The following is a 15020-nucleotide window of genomic DNA, read 5'->3' as shown; positions in this document are numbered from 1 at the left end:
GGGGGGTGATCGGTGCTCGAAGCGCTCAAGATCAGAGACTTCCGGCTGTTGTGGGCCGGGCGAACGGTGAGCCTGCTCGGCTCGTGGCTGCTGGTGATCGCCATCCCGGCGCACGTCTACGCGCTCACCGGTTCGCTGCTCGCGACCGGCCTCACGCTCGTCGCCGAGTACCTGCCGCCGTTGCTGCTCGGCCCGGTCGCGGGTGTGCTGACCGACCGGTGGGACCGCCGGCGGGTGATGGTCGCCGCGGACCTGTTCCGCGCCGGAGCGGTCACGCTGATGTTGTTCGCGACGGCCGGGCACTCGCTCTGGCTGGTCTACGCCGCGCTGATCGCCGAGAGCACCGGCGCCGTGCTGTTCCGTCCGGCCGCGCAGGCCCACATCCCGGTCGTCGTCGGCACGGGCAGCGGGCTGAGCAGCGCGAACTCGCTCAACGCGTTCACGGACGGCACGGTCCGCCTCGTCGCGCCACCGCTCGGCGCCGCGGTCATGACGCTCACGAGCTTCCAGGCGCTCATCTGGATCGACATCGCGAGCTACCTCGTCTCGGCGGCCGCGATCGCGCTGACGACCCGTCGCAAAATCCCGCCGGGGAAGCGGGCTCCGGTCGATCTCGCCGGCGGGTGGACGGTGCTGCGGGGCACACCGATCGCGGTCGTCCTACTGCCGCTCACCGCGATCTTCCTGGCGGCCAACGCCTCGCTGAGCGCTTTGCTCGTGCCGTTCGGGATCCAGGAACTCGGTGGCACCGAACAGATCGGGCTCGTCGTGTCGGCGCTCGGCGTCGGGTTCCTGCTCGGCGCCGTGGCGATCCGCAGGCTGGTCGACCGCGTGCAACCCCGTTACCTGCTCGCGGCGACCCAGCTGGCGACCGCCGTGGCGTTCTTCGTGCTCTTCAGTTCGTCGTCGTTGGTCGTCGCCTTGCCGGCCGCCGTCGCGATCGGTGTGTTCGGCTCGATGACCCTGGTCACGCCGCAGACGGCGTTGCAGCGGGTGGTGCCGAACGAGGCGCTCGGCCGCATCAGCGCGGTCTTCCTGTCGGCGGAGGCGTTGGCGACGTTGGTCGGCGCGCTGGCGGGACCTCTGCTCGCGCAAACGCTGTCGCTGCACGCCGCCGTTAGCGTCGCCTGCGTCGTCACCGCGGGCGGGGCGTTGGCGGGGCTGGTGTTCTGGGACCGGTCCCGCGCAGCCGTGTCTAGTGTCCCGGCTCGTGACGGATCTGGGCGCGAAGCTTGAACGGTACGAGACGAGCAACCGCCGTCGCGCGGTGACGGGAGCGCTGGCGGTGACGGTCGGCGCTCCCGTCGTCGTGCTCGGGACGTTCGTGCTCCTGACGATCGACGTCGGCCGGGCGGGGTCGATCATGTTCTTCGCCGGGATCTTCCTCGGCGGTGGCCTGGGCGCGGCCGTGATGGGGACGATCCTCGCCGTGCAGTCCGTGACCCGCCGAGGCGAGCACTTCACGTTGCACGAGCACGGATTCGTGCACTCGTGGGGCGCGAAGACCATCACCGTGCCGTGGACGGACGTCGCCACCGTCACCGACGTTGGCAAGAAAACGTTTCTGTCCAAGGTTTTCGGCGGAGACGTCGCCTGTCAGATCAGGTTGGTCAACGGGCGCAAAGTGACCGTCAACGCCTTCACCGAGGGCGCGGAACTGCTGATCCACCGCGTCTTCGAGGCCACCGGGACCGCTCGGGCAGAATGAGCGGCGTGCCCGACAAGCTGACCGTCGACCTGCACCCGATCTTCCGCAGCGACCAGGACATCGCCCAGGCCGTCCGCGCCGCGCTGTTCCGCGCGGCCGGGCAGAAGGTGCCGCTGGTCGAGATCATCACGGGCAAGGGCTCTGGCAAGCTCAAGGCGCGCGTGCTCGCGATGCTGAAGCAGCCGCACGTCAAGAAGCTCTACAAGCGCGTCGAAACGGCTCCCGGCAACGACGGAATGGTGCTCGTGCACCTCAGGTAGCTCAGCGTTCGCTGGTCCGCCGCATGACGCGGGCGAGCAGCTCGGCTTCCTCGCTGCCCTCGTCGTCGCTGGACGTGAGGGCGAGCAGGAAGATGATGATCACGCTGACACCCGCGCCGCCGATGATCAGCGACGTGATCAGCTCCTGCGAGTTGCCGACGACGATCGACGCGCTGTGGTCGTGCGCCATGCTCATCGCGTACATGCCGGTGTAGTGCATGCCCGTGACGGCCACGCCCATCACCAGGGCGGCGCCGATGACGGCGGCGAAGCCACTGACCTTCCGCGTGAACCACAGCGCGACGGTAGAGGCGACCACGGCGATCACGATGGAGAGCGCGACGAGACCGATGTTGTAGGAGACGTCGGCGTTGATCACGATCGCGGCCATGCCGGTGTAGTGCATCGCGGCGACGCCGAGCCCGGTGACGAGCCCACCCAGCGCCAGTGGCAAGAAGCGCGTGTCGCCGTCGACGCCGTACCGCCGCACGAGGAACAGGCCGGCGGCGACCACCACGATCGCGACGAGCATGCTCAGCAACGTGATCGGGATGTCGTAGGAGACGTTCGCACCCATCCACGTGCCGAGCATCGCGGTGAAGTGCATGCCCCAGATGCCGAGCCCGCCGATGGACACGGCGGCCACGCCGATCCACCAGTTCCGGGTCGTCCTGGAGGCGTTTCGCGCGCGTTCAGCGGACAGGAGACCGAGCACCGAGCCGAGAACCGCGACGACGTAGGCAGCGATCGGAGTGAGCGTCCCCATTTCCATGGTCGAGATGAAAACATTTCGAATCTATGCGACACAAGACCGGTGTGGACACTGGTACCAGGGAAATCGTTGTGCGATCAGGCGAACACGCCGCGTGTGCGCCGTCCGTCCACAAAGGACCTATACGGGCAGTGACCGATCGGGTGCGGCGAGCATCCGCTGGGCGCGCGGGAAGTCCCGAAGTTCTACTGAGAGTAGGTCCAGGGCGGGTTCCAGTACCTGCGCCGGCACCCCGCGGGCGTTGAGCACCTCGCCGGTCCAGGAGAGGAAGTCGCGGAACAACGAGTCGTCGTCCACGTACAGCGCGGTCGCCAGGTACTCCACGATGTGCGCCATGTCCTCGGCCGTGTGCTGCCGCTGTTCGTCGGTGTAGGACGCCATCGTGGGCACGCGTTCCTCGAGGCCGCGGTACACCGACCGCACGAGGTCGCGGGCGCTGCGCGTCACCAGCGTGTACTCCTGGTCCGCGAGGTGCGGCAGGTCGTCGACGGGCTGGTGCGGCGCGCTCGGCGGCTGAATCGTTTGGGACAGCAGCATGTCCGCGGCGGACCGGGCGTCGGCGGCCCACGCGTTCGCGCCGAACCGCCGCGCGTACACGCCGTCCACGCCGAACGCGGCGCCGCCGACCATCACCGGCACGCCCGTCGCCTGGCACGCCGTCATCGTGGCGTGCGCGACCGGGAGCCGGGTGGCGATCGAACTGGACAGCGCCACCACGTCCGGGCTGGTGCGGTGCAGGTACGTGATGAGGTGCGGCGCCGGCACCTGCGCGCCCAGGTAGTCGACGGCGAAACCGCGCAACGCCAGCACTTCCGCCAGCAACCGCGCGGGCAACGCGTGCCACTCGCCGTCCACGCACGCCACCGTCACGCGCCCGTGGACCGCTTTCGTACGGGGCCTGGTGATCGACAACGCGGTGACCGCGCGGTCGTTGATCGCGGTGATCGCGTGCTCCTGCGCCACGCTGATCCGGTTCGCGGCCCACTCCCGGCCGACCCGCTGCTGCACCGCGCCGACCACGTCGAGCAGCACGACCTCGTGGCCGTGCTCACCGGCCGCTTCGAGCACCACGTCGGTCGCGCGGTGCTCGTCGCCGTCGAGCGCGGCCTCCCACAAGGCGTCGACCGCCTTCACGAGGACCTCCTGCGCGGTGCGGTGATCGCGAGAACCGCCATGTCGTCGTGCGCGCCGCCACCGACCCACTGCGCGGCGAGCATGTGCACGTGTTCGACCAGTGCCTCGGCCGGCATACCGCCGCAGCCCGTGAGAGCGCGGCGCAGGCGGTCCTCGCCGAACTCCTCGTCGCCCAGCGGGCCGCCGTGGGCCTCGGTGATGCCGTCGGTGTAGAGCAGGCACGAGTCACCGGGCGCCAGCAGCACCTCGTCGGTCGCCGTCACGATCCGCGGCAGGATGCCGACGAGCGTGCCCTTGGTCCTGGCCGCCTCGACCGTGCCGTTCGCCCGCACGATCAACGGCGGCAGGTGCCCGCCCGAGGTCAGCGTCACGCGCAGACCTTCGTCCACGGGCCGCACGGTGCCCACGACCGTCGTGATGAAGCGCGACTTGTCCGTCGTGAGCAGCGCCTGGTTGAGGGCGTGCAGCATCTTGTCGTGATCCGTCACGACCTGCAGTAGCGCGTGCAGGGCCGTGCGGACCTTGCCGGTCTGCGCCGCCGCGTCGAGGCCCTTGCCGCACACGTCACCGAGCACGACGAACAACTCGTCGTTCGGCAGTTCGTGCACGTCGTAGAAGTCGCCGCCGACGCGTTCGGTGTCGCCCGAGGCCCGGTAGCGGCCGGCCAGTTCGACGCGCTCGTAGCGGCGCAGCGCGGGCGGCAGCAGGTCGTGGGTCAGCCGGTCGGTGATCTCGGCCTGCTGGGTGAACAGGCTCGCCGCCGAGATCGCCACGCCCGCCCGCGAGGCGAACAGCCGCGCGAACGCCTCCTCGTCGTCGGTGAACTGCTTGTCCCGCCGGATGAGGATCAACGCACCGGCCGGCACGCCGTGGCCGGGCAGCGGGGTGACGACGATCGAGACCACGTCCTGGGCCAGCCAGTCCGGCGCCGCGGCCGGGTCGATCCAGCGCGACGGCACCGGCGGGAAACCGCGCAACGCCTCGCTGAGCCCGACGACCTCCTCGATGTCGACGTGCTGCAGCTCGTACGTCGGCGACTCGCCGCGCAGGCACCGCGTGACGGGGTGGCCGTGGTCGGACTGGGGAGCGATCACCAGCGCCTCGTCCGCGAGGTGCGCGGCGGCGAGTTCGGCGACGACGGTCATGCACCGCTCGGGGTTGAGCGAGGTCATCAGGGCGCTGGACATCCGCGCCAGCAGCGCGGCCCGCTCCCGTTCGAGCAGCAGGTCCGTCTCGTCGAGCAACCACCAGGTGACCGAGCCGTCCTCGTTGTCGACCCGGTGCGCGGCATAGCTGCGTTCCGCGACGTGCACGGACTCGCCGTGCCGCCACTGGGGCGGTACGACCTGTTCCGTGAAGAGCGTCTTGGCCGCGTCGTTCATGCCGTGCACCGCACCGACGGCGTCGACGACGAGCGCGGGGCACGGCGAACGCAACCAGCTGGAAACCGTGACCACGTCCCCCAGTGTCTCATCCAAAGCGGATCAAGAACAACGTTTGACACGCGTGCGGAGTGGGTACGGCGTCCTCAAAGGACGATCACAGCGCGACCTGTCCGGTGACGCCGACCACGGTGTTCCCGCCCACCCAGATCTGGCCTTCGGCCTGCGAGAGGTGGATTCGCCCACGTCGTCCGAGCGCGGTGCCCTGGGCGGCGACGTACCGCCGCGGCGCGATTCCCGCCGGAATCAGCCACTGCGCGATCGAGGCGTTTAGGCTGCCCGTCACCGGGTCCTCCGCGAACTTGCCGTCCTCGTTGACGAACGCCCGCACCTCGAACGCGACGTCACCCCCGTCCGGGTGCGGGCCGACCAGGCCGATGTCCGTGAACGCGCCGAACCGCTGGTAGTCGGGCCGCACGGCCAGCACGGCCTCGGCGGAACGCAGCAGCACCGCGACCCAGCCCGGCCCGTTGTCGGCCCACTGGGCGTCCACGATCTCCTCCGGCGCGATCGCCAGCGCCGCCGCCAGGTCGCCCAGGTTCTCGACCGGGCCGCCGCGCAGGAGCGGGGGAGCGGCGAACGCCAGCCGGTCGCCGTCGCGGCGCACCTCCACCAGCCCGGCGCCGCACTCCTGCACCAGCCGGTCCGGGTCGCGCGGGGTGTTCCCGGCGGTCAGCCACGCGTGGGCGGATCCGAGCGTCGGATGGCCCGCGAACGGCAGCTCGCGGCTCACCGTGAAGATGCGCACCCGGTAGTCGGCGGCGGGGTCGGTGGGCGGGAGCAGGAACGTGGTCTCCGCGAGGTTCGTCCAGTTCGCGAACGCCGCCATCTCCTCCGTGGACAGGCCCTCCGCGTCGTGCACGACCGCGAGCGCGTTGCCCTTCATGAACTCGTCGGTGAACACGTCGACCTGGCTGAACGTCCGCATGAGGCCAACCTACTGTCAATGGTGCCGCTCGACGTCTGACCGCTCCGCGAGGTGGCGACCTCACACGTGGTGCGGTCCAGTTATCGGCTCTTAACCTCAAAACCATGTCCTGCCTGCAATGACGGAGGCGAACACATGCGATTGAGGAACGCTCTCGTGGCCCTCGCGGCGGCCACCGGCCTGGCCGCGGCTTCCCTGTCGATCTCGCTCGCGGCGGTCCCGCCACCGCAGCCCGGCACGCTCACCAAGTACGACATCACCGGCACCTACGTCAGCGGTGTGTCGTCCGGCGGCTACCTCGCCAACCAGCTCCACGTCGCGTACTCCAGCGTGTTCCAGGGCGCGGGCATCTTCTCCGCCGGCGCCTACGACTGCGCGCAGAACAACGTCAACACCGCGCTTCTCGCGTGCATGGACACCTTCCAGGCGCGCAAGACCCCCGCCGAACTGGAGCAGCTGACCCGCACCCGTGCGGCGGCGGGCACGGTCGATCCGCCGGGGAACCTCTCCGGCGACCCGGTGTGGCTGTTCCACGGCAGCGCCGACGACACGGTCGACCGCGTGGTGAACGACGATCTGGCCACCTACTACCGCGACTTCGGCGTACGGGTCGCCTACAACAACACCAGCGCGGCGGGGCACGCATGGGTCAGCCCGATCGGCCCGAACGCCTGCGGTGTCACGACTTCGCCGTACATCAACAAGTGCGGCACGACCGACCCCGTCAAGGAGATGCTGGGCCACCTGTTCGGTCCGGTGAACGCGGCCGCCTCGACGTTGTCCGGCAAGCTCGTCCAGTTCGACCAGAACTCCTACGCGCCGGGCGGCAACGCGGCGTCGATCAGCATGGGACGTGAGGGATTCGCTTACGTGCCAAGGGCGTGCGACACCGGCCCCTGCAAGCTGATGGTGACGCTGCACGGCTGCTACCAGTACTACGGCCTGATCGGCAACGCTTTGATGGACAAGGGTTATCTCAACGAGTACGCCGACACCAACAACATGATCGTGCTGTATCCGCAGGCCACCACGATGACCGGGAACCCGCGTGGGTGCTGGGACTGGTGGGGTTACCAGTCGGCGCAGTACGCGCTCAAGACCGGCCCGCAGATGACCGCCGTGGTGAACATGGTCAAGGCGTTGAGCACCAGCGGACCACCGCCCACGACGACCACGACGACAACCACCACGACCACCACACCGCCGACTTCGCAGTGCGTCACCGCGAGCAACTACGCCCACACCGTCGCCGCCCGCGCCTACGCCAACCTGGGCCAGACCTACGCGCTGGGATCGAACCAGGCCCTGGGGCTGTGGAACACCTTCACCACCAGCACGATCCGGCAGTCCTCGCCGAACTACTGGGTGAAGTGCTGATCAGATGAGCGCCGCGGTGGGCGGGTGGCCGTCCACCGCGGTCTCGTGGACTACTCCCAGTAGGGCTGCGCCACCTGGGCGACCCCCTCACGATTCCCGTCCGGGCGAGGGCCGTGCGTCACTACGCTGCGACCTCGGATGAGACGAGGGGGTCGTGCTCATGTCCGCACCTCAAGAACCGTTGACCCACAACACGATGCACGGAGAGGTTCACGGCAGCATCGTGCAGTCCGGGTCGATGAGAGACCTGCACGTGCACTCGTCCGTGCCGATCCGCCACCGCGATCCCCGGCTGGTCCTGCTGGGTGTGGTGGCGCTGATGGCAGGGCTGGGGATGACCGCGGCGTTCCTGTTGCTGAGCGGCTGGACCCTGCTCACGGCGATGAACTTCGGGCTGTCGTTCCTGGGGAGCGCCAACGGGCTGCCGCTGCCGTCCGGCGGCCTCGTCGCGTTGGTGCTCCTGGTCGGCTTCCTCGCGTTCAACCTGCTCTGGACGGCGTGGGACCTGATGGGCCGTCGCCATCACGCCTGGCGGCTGGACGCGTTCGCAGGCCAGTCCTCGCTGTGGCTGTCGCTCCTGGCCCCGGCGCTGGTGGTGGGGGACGAGTTCTGGGCGGCGGTGGTGCTGGTCGGGGTCATGGCCGGGGCGACGGTCGCTGCCGTGGCGCTGACGTGCAGACGCGGAACGAGGCTGCGGTGGGGTCTTGTCGTGACAGCGGGTGTGGCCGCCGCACTGTGGTTCGGGCCGGTGCTGTGGTTGTTGTGGGTGAGCAGGTCGCCGTTGCCGGGTCAGTTGGCGGCGACGGCGGTGCTGGTGGTCGCCATGGCGGTGCCCGTGCTGGCGGTCACGCTCATGCCCGCGGCGTGCGGCGGGGTGGTGCTGCGCGGGTGGGCACTGGGAGTCGTGCTCGCGTGCGGTCTGGGGTACGCGGCGGCGGAGGCGTTGTTGTCCTCGTCGCTGAACCTGTCGGTGCCCGTCCTCGTGGTGCCGGCGAGCGCGGTGGTCGTCGCGCTCGTGCTCTCAGGGGTGCTGGGCAGCATCGCGAAACGCGCCGCGGCGGGCTCGTGAGCGAACCGCCCGGCGAGGCGGTTCGTTCACGAGCCGGCTGTCAGCAGTGGTCGAACGCGTACCCGGACTGGCCGGGCCCGACGAGGTAGCGGTCGCGCAACGTCGTGGTGGCAGGGGTGTCCGGGTCGTTGCACACGTCCTCGAACGTGCCACGCAGGTCGTCGGTGTACTCGATGTCCATGACGTGCGAGCCGTAGACCTCGGAGTAGGACCCGCACTCTTCCCAGCGGTGGCACTCCTCGGAGACCGCGAAGTCGAACCCGACCTCGGAGCGTCCGCGCGCGGCCTGCTCGGCCGAGTTCTTCTGGCCGATGGCGAGGTTGCGGCCGTGGGAGCGGTCGGCGAGCAGCTTCGCGTAGGCGAGGTTGTTGTTCACGCTCAGCTTGCCCTTGGAACGCAGGTAGGAGTCGAGGTTGTCCACCTCGACGGCCTTGAAGCCCTTGTTCGCGCACTGGTCGATGCTCGCGCCGATGATGCCGGCGAGCTCGGTGCGCTTGGCCGACGTGGACGTGTCGAGCAGGAACTCGTCCGGCCAGTTCGGGTCGATGATCGGCTTGCCAGACGAGTCCTTGAGGATCAGGTGACCGCGCTGGTTCAGCCAGACGTTCCGGTCCGCGGGCTGCGTCTGGAAACCGTTGACGTAGCAGATGTTGTAGATGCCGGGCGCGGGTGAGGCCGTGCTGTCGCGGGTCACCAGGTTCACGCCCTGGGGTGGCGTGTACGCGGCGCCGAGCTGGTAGTCGAGGACCGCGCCGGCAGGGGGCAGCTGGACCGCGGCGGCCGTGATGTCGTCGGCCTGGCTCGACGAGGACAGGGGGCCGGCCACGCAGGCGGCCAGTGCGACTGCGGCCAACGCGGTACCGGTGAGGGCGCGGGCAGGGGAGGTCATAGGCGCCAAATCTCCTTGATCGCTCACAAGTGGTGATTGAGTGTGAGCGACTCTAACGAGATCCCGCGTGACGAGCTAGTAACCAATCTCAATCGGTCACGAGTCTTGCTTGTTTGAGCGATTCCGGCTTAGTGTTCGCGACCACACAGCCGCATCCACGAACGCGAGGGAGTCGACATGGCGGACGGCAGAGGGTTCAGTCGCCGCGCGGTGCTCACGATGGGTGCCGCGCTCGTCATGACGGCCGCCTGTGGAACGGGCTCCAGCGGGAACGGCAAGGTGAAGGTGTGGCACGGCTACACCGACAAGGAGGCCGCCGCGTTCGACAAGCTCGCGGCGCGCTGGAACACCGCGCATCCCGACCAGCAGGTCGAGCTGGTGTTCAACGGCGGCAACGACAACGCGCTGCAGAAGACGCTGGCGTCCTTCGCGTCGGGCAACCCGCCGGAGGTCGCCTACCAGTACGGCTCCTCGATCACCGGGCTCACCGGCCGCCCGCAGACGCAGGACCTGACCGAGGACCTGCGGCGCGACGCCGGGTTCGGCTGGGACGACCTGTTCCCGGCGGGCCGGGACGCCGCGACGGTGGACGGGAAGATCTACGGCGTCCCCGCCCTGGTCGACAACCTCTCGCTCGTCTACAACAAGAAGCTGTTCGACGAGGCCAAGATCGAGCACCCGACCGAGTCCTGGACGTGGGACGACTTCCGGTCCGCCGCGCAGAAGCTCACCTCGGACGGCAGGTTCGGCTGGGCCTACGTCAACGACGGCACCGAGGACACCGTCTGGCGGTTCCTCGCCCTGCTCTGGCAGGCCGGCGGCGACCTGCTGTCCCCGGACGGCAAGAAGGCCGCGTTCTCCTCCGACGCCGGCCGGCAGGTCATGCAGTTGTTGCGGGACATGGCCGTCACGGACAAGTCGGTGTACCTGGACGCGGGCGACCAGCAGTACCTCAACCTCTTCAACTCCGGCCGCGTCGGCATGCTGTGGACCGGCCCGTGGGACCTCGGCTCCATCAACGAGGACGTCTCCTACGGCGTGCAGATCCTGCCCGGCAAGGTCACCCACGCGACGATCGCCGGACCGGACACGTTCGTCGTCTTCGGTGACAACGGCCGCAAGAACGCGCTGCCGTTCCTGAAGTGGCTGCTCTCGGCGGAGATCCACCTGGAGTTCGCGATGGAGACCGGCCACCTGCCGATCCGGCAGTCCGAAGTGGACCTCCCGGCCTACGTCGAGTACGAGGCCAAGTACCCCGGCACCAAGGTGTTCGTCGACAACCTCGCGAAGAACGTGACGAAGGCGCGGCCGAACATCCCGCAGTACCCCAAGATCTCGCAGGTCCTCGGCACCGCCGTGCAGTCGGTACTGCTCGGCCAGGCCGAGCCCCAGGCCGCGCTCGACCAGGCGCGGACCGAGGTCGACCAGGTGCTGGCGGGCTCATGACGCTCGACCGGCGCCGCCTGGCCGACCACACCGCCGGGTGGGGGTTCGCCGCGCCCGCGGTGATCCTGATCGGGGTGTTCGGCCTCGTCCCGGTGGTGTGGTCGATCGTGCTGTCCTTCCAGCACACCGACCTCACCTCGCCAGGGACGTTCGCGGGCGGCGACAACTACGCCAAGCTCGTCGCCGACCCGCTGTTCTGGGACGCCGCACGGCGCACGCTCGTCTACGTCGTGCTGTTCGTGCCGATCACGCTCGTGTTCGCGCTGCCGATCGCGGTGATGCTCAACCAGAAGATCCGCGGCGTCGTGTTCTACCGGCTCGCCGTGTCCGTGCCGCTGGTGACCTCGACGGTCGCGACCGGCATCATGTTCAGCTGGCTGGCGAACCCGCAGTTCGGCCTGGTCAACGCCGCGCTGGACGCGGTGGGGCTGCCGAAGCAGGGGTTCTTCTCCGATCCCGGCCAGGCGCTGTTCGCGGTGGTGGCGATGACGGTGTGGGGCTGGCTCGGGTTCGCGGTCATCATCTACCTGGCAGCGCTGCAGAACGTGCCGAAGGACCTGCTCGAAGCGTCCTCTTTGGACGGCTGCGGGCGGGCCCGGTCGTTCTGGCACGTCGAGCTGCCGCTGGTGGCGCCCGCGACGGGCTTTCTGCTGGTGTGGCTCACGATCAACGGCCTGCAGCTCTTCGACGCGGTCTACGTGACGACCAAGGGCGGACCGCTGCGCGCGACCACCGTGCTCGTCTACCACCTCTACAACGAGGCGTTCGTCAGCTTCGACGGCGGGTACGCGGCGGCGATCGGCTGCGCGGTGTTCCTGATCATCGGCGTGTTCACCCTGGCCCAGCTGCGGTTCAACCGCCGCACGTCGCACTACGAGGTCCGATGAGAAGGCCGAGCGCACTGCACCTGATCCTGTTCCCGCTCTCCGTCGTCATGGTGACGCCGCTGGTCTGGATGCTGCTGGTGTCGGTGTCCACCCAGGCGGAGTCGCGGCGCTTCCCGCCCGGCCTGCCGAGCGGGATCGAGTGGGAGAACTACCTCGCGGCGATGCGGGACGCGCCGCTGGGATCGTGGCTGGTCAACAGCTTCGTGGTGTCCGTCGTCTGCGTGGCCGGCAACCTGCTGCTCTGCTCGCTGGCGGGCTACGCGTTCGCGCGCATCCCGTTCTTCGGCAACAGGGTCGCGTTCGTGCTCATGCTCGCGACGCTGATGGTGCCGTTCCAGATCGTCATGCTGCCGCTGCTGATCATGATGCGGTCGCTGGGACTGATCGACACCCTCGGCGCTTTGATCGCGCCGAACCTGGCCACCGCGTTCGGGGTGTTCCTGATGCGGCAGTTCTTCACGACCCTGCCCAGGGAGCTGGAGGAGGCCGCGCGGATCGACGGCGCGAGCAGGCTGCGGACGTTGCTCCAGGTGCTGCTGCCGTTGATGCGGCCCACCCTCGCGACGCTCGCCGTGCTCACGTTCCTGCAGACCTGGAACGACTTCCTGTGGCCGCTCATCGCGGTGCAGAGCCCGGAGGTCATGACCGTCCAGCTGGGACTGCAGAGCTTCCAGGGCGCGCACACCACCAACTGGCCGAAGCTCATGGCCGGTACGGTGCTGAGCCAGTTGCCCGTCCTGCTCGTCTTCTTCTTCGCCCAGCGGTTCTTCGTGCGGTCGGTGGCCGCAGCGGGCATCAAGTGACAACCAAAGGACTCCGCCATGCACACCAATGCCGCGCAGCTGCACACCACCGCCGAGATCGCGTCCCAGCCCGCCTGCTGGCGCCGGGCGATCGCACTCGCCGCCGACCCGGCCGTCGTCGCCGCCCTGCCCGCACGCGGTGAGCGCGTCGCGGTCGTCGGCTGCGGCACGTCGTTCTTCATGGCCCAGGCCTACGCCCGGCTGCGGGAGGACGAGGGACTGGGGGAGACCGACGCGTTCGCCGCCTCGGAGTTCTCGTTCAGCCGCAGCTACGACCGCGTTGTGGCGCTGACCAGGTCCGGCACCACCACCGAGGTGATCGACGTGCTGCGGCGGCTTTCCGGGGTGCCCACGACCGTCGTTGTCGGCACCCCCGGCACGCCCGCGACCGAACTGGCCGACCACGTGGTCGCGCTGGAGTTCGCCGACGAACGGTCGGTCGTCCAGACGCGGTTCGCGACGACCGCGCTCGTGCTGCTGCGCGCCCACCTCGGCGAGCACCTGGAGCGCGCGATCCTCGACGCCGAACAGGCGCTCGCCGACCCGCTGACCCCGGACCTGGTGGAGCGCAACCAGTTCACCTTCCTCGGCGGCGCGCCCTGGACCACGGGCCTGGCCGCCGAGGCCGCGCTGAAGATGCGCGAGGCGTCGCTGAGCTGGGCCGAGTCCTACCCGGCCGCCGAGTACCGGCACGGGCCGATCGCGATCACCGACGAGGGCTCGCTGGTCTGGGTGTTCGGCACGGCACCGGAAGGCCTCGAACTCGACGTCGCCGGTGCCGGCGGCCGGTGGATCTCCCGCGACCGCGACCCGCTCGCCGAACTCGTCGCGGTGCACCGGCTCGCCGTGGAGGTGGCGCTGCTGCGGGGACTGCACCCCGACACCCCGCGCAACCTGACCCGGTCGGTGATCCTCGACGGCACGCCGTGAGGACGTCGGCCGGCACGCTCAACGCGCCACTCATCCGGGCACTGGAAGGTTGATCAATGTTCACCATCGCGTTCGTGGGCGCGGGTTCCGTCGAGTTCACCCGCCAGCTCCTCCGCGACGTCCTGTCGTTCCCGGAACTCGCCGGCTGCTCGATCTCGTTGCACGACATCGATCCGGAACGACTGGAGGTCGCGGCGGCACTGGCGCGACTGGCCGGCGCGACGCACATCCGCACCTCGCTCTCGCGCCGAGAAGCGTTGGAGGGCGCGGACGTCGTCGTCAACATGGTCGCGATCGGCGGCCACGCGGCGACGTTGCGGGACTTCGACGTGCCGGAGTCGTTCGGCCTGCGGCAGACCATCGGAGACACGCTCGGCATCGGCGGGATCTTCCGCGGGCTGCGCACCTTCCCGTTCCTGGAAGGGCTCGCCGCCGACATGCTCGCGGTGTGCCCGGACGCGTGGTTGTTGAACTACACCAACCCGATGGCGATGAACGTCCAGTACCTGGCGACCGTCGCCCCGCGGCTGAAGGTGGCCGGCCTGTGCCACTCGGTGCACTGGACGATCCACGACCTGAGCGCGCTGGTCGGCGTTCCGCACGAGGAGGTCGACTTCCTGTCCGCGGGCGTGAACCACCAGGCGTGGATCCTGCGGTGGCAGCACGAGGGTCGTGACCTCTATCCGGCGCTCGACGCCGCCATCGCGGCCGACCCGGAGCTGGCCCGCCGGGTGCGCGTCGACCTGTACCGCAGGCTCGGCTACTACCCGACGGAGACCAGCGAGCACTCCTCCGAGTACGTGCCGTGGTACCTGGGGCACCAGTCCGAAGTGGAGCGACTGCGCGTCCCGGTCCGCGAGTACGCGACGATCAGCGCCGAGAACGTTGCCACGTATGAGAAGACCCGGAACGCACTGGCTGCGGGGGAGGCGTTGCCGCCGCTGGCCGACGACGCCGTCGAGTACGCGCCGCAGGTGATCCACAGCCTGGTCACCGGACGTCCGCGCACGATCCAGGTGAACGTCGCGAACCGCGGCCTGATCTCGAACCTGCCTGAAGGTGCCGCCGTGGAGGTGCCCGCCACCCTCGACCGTCTCGGCGTGCACCCGCACCGCGTCGGCGACCTGCCCCGCCAGCTGGCCGCGGTGAACCGGAGCTTCCTGAACGTGGTCGACCTGACCGTGGCCGCGGCCGTGGAAGGCAATCCGGACCACGTCCGGCACGCCGCGCTGTGCGACCCGGCGACCGCCGCGGCCCTCACCGTCGACCAGATCAACGACCTCGTCGCGGCGATGACGGCCGCGCACGCGGACCTGTTGCCGCCTGCTCTGCGATAACGAGCAGGCAAAGTGCGTGGTTAGTGCGCAATAAGCGC

At 69.4% G+C, this 15020-nt stretch carries 15 protein-coding genes; 10 read left to right on the top strand and 5 right to left on the bottom strand.

Translation table 11 applies throughout. The features are described 5' to 3' along the window. Window positions 1-12: 12 nt before the first annotated feature. From ACH413_RS07870 to ACH413_RS07860, 3 genes are read left to right on the top strand one after another with little or no spacing between them, the layout of a single operon-like run. Window positions 13-1236, top strand: coding sequence for an MFS transporter (locus ACH413_RS07870; protein ID WP_360033526.1), 1224 nt, complete (start codon window positions 13-15; stop codon window positions 1234-1236). Beyond that, entirely contained in the window at window positions 1211-1708 is a 498-nt protein-coding gene (locus ACH413_RS07865; protein WP_360033529.1) for a hypothetical protein, read from the top strand. Before ACH413_RS07870 ends, ACH413_RS07865 begins: the two co-directional genes overlap by 26 nt. Beyond that, window positions 1705-1968, top strand: a complete 264-nt coding sequence (locus ACH413_RS07860) for a Smr/MutS family protein (RefSeq protein ID WP_360033532.1) — start codon at window positions 1705-1707, stop codon at window positions 1966-1968. The genes ACH413_RS07865 and ACH413_RS07860 overlap by 4 nt, the downstream gene beginning before the upstream one ends. Before the next feature lies 1 nt (window position 1969). Here ACH413_RS07860 and ACH413_RS07855 read toward each other — a convergent pair whose 3' ends face one another. The 4 genes from ACH413_RS07855 to ACH413_RS07840 form a co-directional block, all read right to left on the bottom strand. Continuing rightward, entirely contained in the window at window positions 1970-2740 is a 771-nt protein-coding gene (locus ACH413_RS07855; protein WP_360033535.1) for an MHYT domain-containing protein, read from the bottom strand. 120 nt (window positions 2741-2860) lie between these two features. After that, on the bottom strand, window positions 2861-3874 hold the full coding sequence (locus ACH413_RS07850) for a cobalamin B12-binding domain-containing protein (RefSeq protein WP_360033538.1): 1014 nt from the start codon (window positions 3872-3874) through the stop codon (window positions 2861-2863). After that, the gene (locus tag ACH413_RS07845; protein ID WP_360033541.1) at window positions 3871-5331 is read right to left on the bottom strand and encodes a SpoIIE family protein phosphatase; all 1461 of its coding nucleotides are present in this window, start codon (window positions 5329-5331) and stop codon (window positions 3871-3873) included. The genes ACH413_RS07850 and ACH413_RS07845 overlap by 4 nt, the downstream gene beginning before the upstream one ends. An 82-nt stretch (window positions 5332-5413) precedes the next feature. Further along, on the bottom strand, window positions 5414-6244 hold the full coding sequence (locus tag ACH413_RS07840) for a PhzF family phenazine biosynthesis protein (RefSeq protein WP_360033543.1): 831 nt from the start codon (window positions 6242-6244) through the stop codon (window positions 5414-5416). Between the two features lie 135 nt (window positions 6245-6379). On the opposite strand from ACH413_RS07840, the gene ACH413_RS07835 reads away from it, so the two are divergent. Both ACH413_RS07835 and ACH413_RS07830 read left to right on the top strand, forming a co-directional pair. After that, window positions 6380-7621: a PHB depolymerase family esterase gene (locus ACH413_RS07835; protein WP_360033546.1), complete on the top strand. Its 1242-nt coding sequence runs from the start codon at window positions 6380-6382 to the stop codon at window positions 7619-7621. 196 nt (window positions 7622-7817) lie between these two features. Further along, entirely contained in the window at window positions 7818-8690 is an 873-nt protein-coding gene (locus ACH413_RS07830) for a hypothetical protein (protein ID WP_396424924.1), read from the top strand. Between the two features lie 40 nt (window positions 8691-8730). On the opposite strand, the gene ACH413_RS07825 is transcribed toward ACH413_RS07830, so the two are convergent. Continuing rightward, complete coding sequence (locus ACH413_RS07825; RefSeq protein WP_360033551.1) at window positions 8731-9579, bottom strand: endo alpha-1,4 polygalactosaminidase; 849 nt, start codon at window positions 9577-9579, stop codon at window positions 8731-8733. Window positions 9580-9756: 177 nt separating this feature from the next. On the opposite strand from ACH413_RS07825, the gene ACH413_RS07820 reads away from it, so the two are divergent. The 5 genes from ACH413_RS07820 to ACH413_RS07800 are packed head-to-tail and all read left to right on the top strand — an operon-like array spanning window position 9757 to window position 14982. Then, window positions 9757-11025, top strand: coding sequence for an ABC transporter substrate-binding protein (locus ACH413_RS07820; protein WP_360033554.1), 1269 nt, complete (start codon window positions 9757-9759; stop codon window positions 11023-11025). Then, window positions 11022-11912, top strand: coding sequence for a sugar ABC transporter permease (locus tag ACH413_RS07815; RefSeq protein ID WP_360033557.1), 891 nt, complete (start codon window positions 11022-11024; stop codon window positions 11910-11912). The genes ACH413_RS07820 and ACH413_RS07815 overlap by 4 nt, the downstream gene beginning before the upstream one ends. Further along, window positions 11909-12715: a carbohydrate ABC transporter permease gene (locus ACH413_RS07810; RefSeq protein ID WP_360033560.1), complete on the top strand. Its 807-nt coding sequence runs from the start codon at window positions 11909-11911 to the stop codon at window positions 12713-12715. Before ACH413_RS07815 ends, ACH413_RS07810 begins: the two co-directional genes overlap by 4 nt. 18 nt (window positions 12716-12733) lie before the next feature. After that, window positions 12734-13645 (top strand): sugar isomerase, encoded by a 912-nt coding sequence (locus ACH413_RS07805; RefSeq protein ID WP_360033563.1) that lies wholly within the window; start codon window positions 12734-12736, stop codon window positions 13643-13645. Window positions 13646-13701: 56 nt separating this feature from the next. Further along, window positions 13702-14982 carry an alpha-glucosidase/alpha-galactosidase gene (locus tag ACH413_RS07800; RefSeq protein WP_360033566.1) on the top strand — a complete coding sequence of 427 codons (1281 nt, stop codon included), beginning with the start codon at window positions 13702-13704 and terminating at the stop codon, window positions 14980-14982. Window positions 14983-15020 lie beyond the last annotated feature (38 nt).

The sequence above is a fragment of the Lentzea sp. NPDC020367 genome, from assembly GCF_044387305.1.
Taxonomy (GTDB): domain Bacteria; phylum Actinomycetota; class Actinomycetes; order Mycobacteriales; family Pseudonocardiaceae; genus Lentzea.
This window is presented reverse-complemented; position numbering and strand designations above follow the sequence as displayed.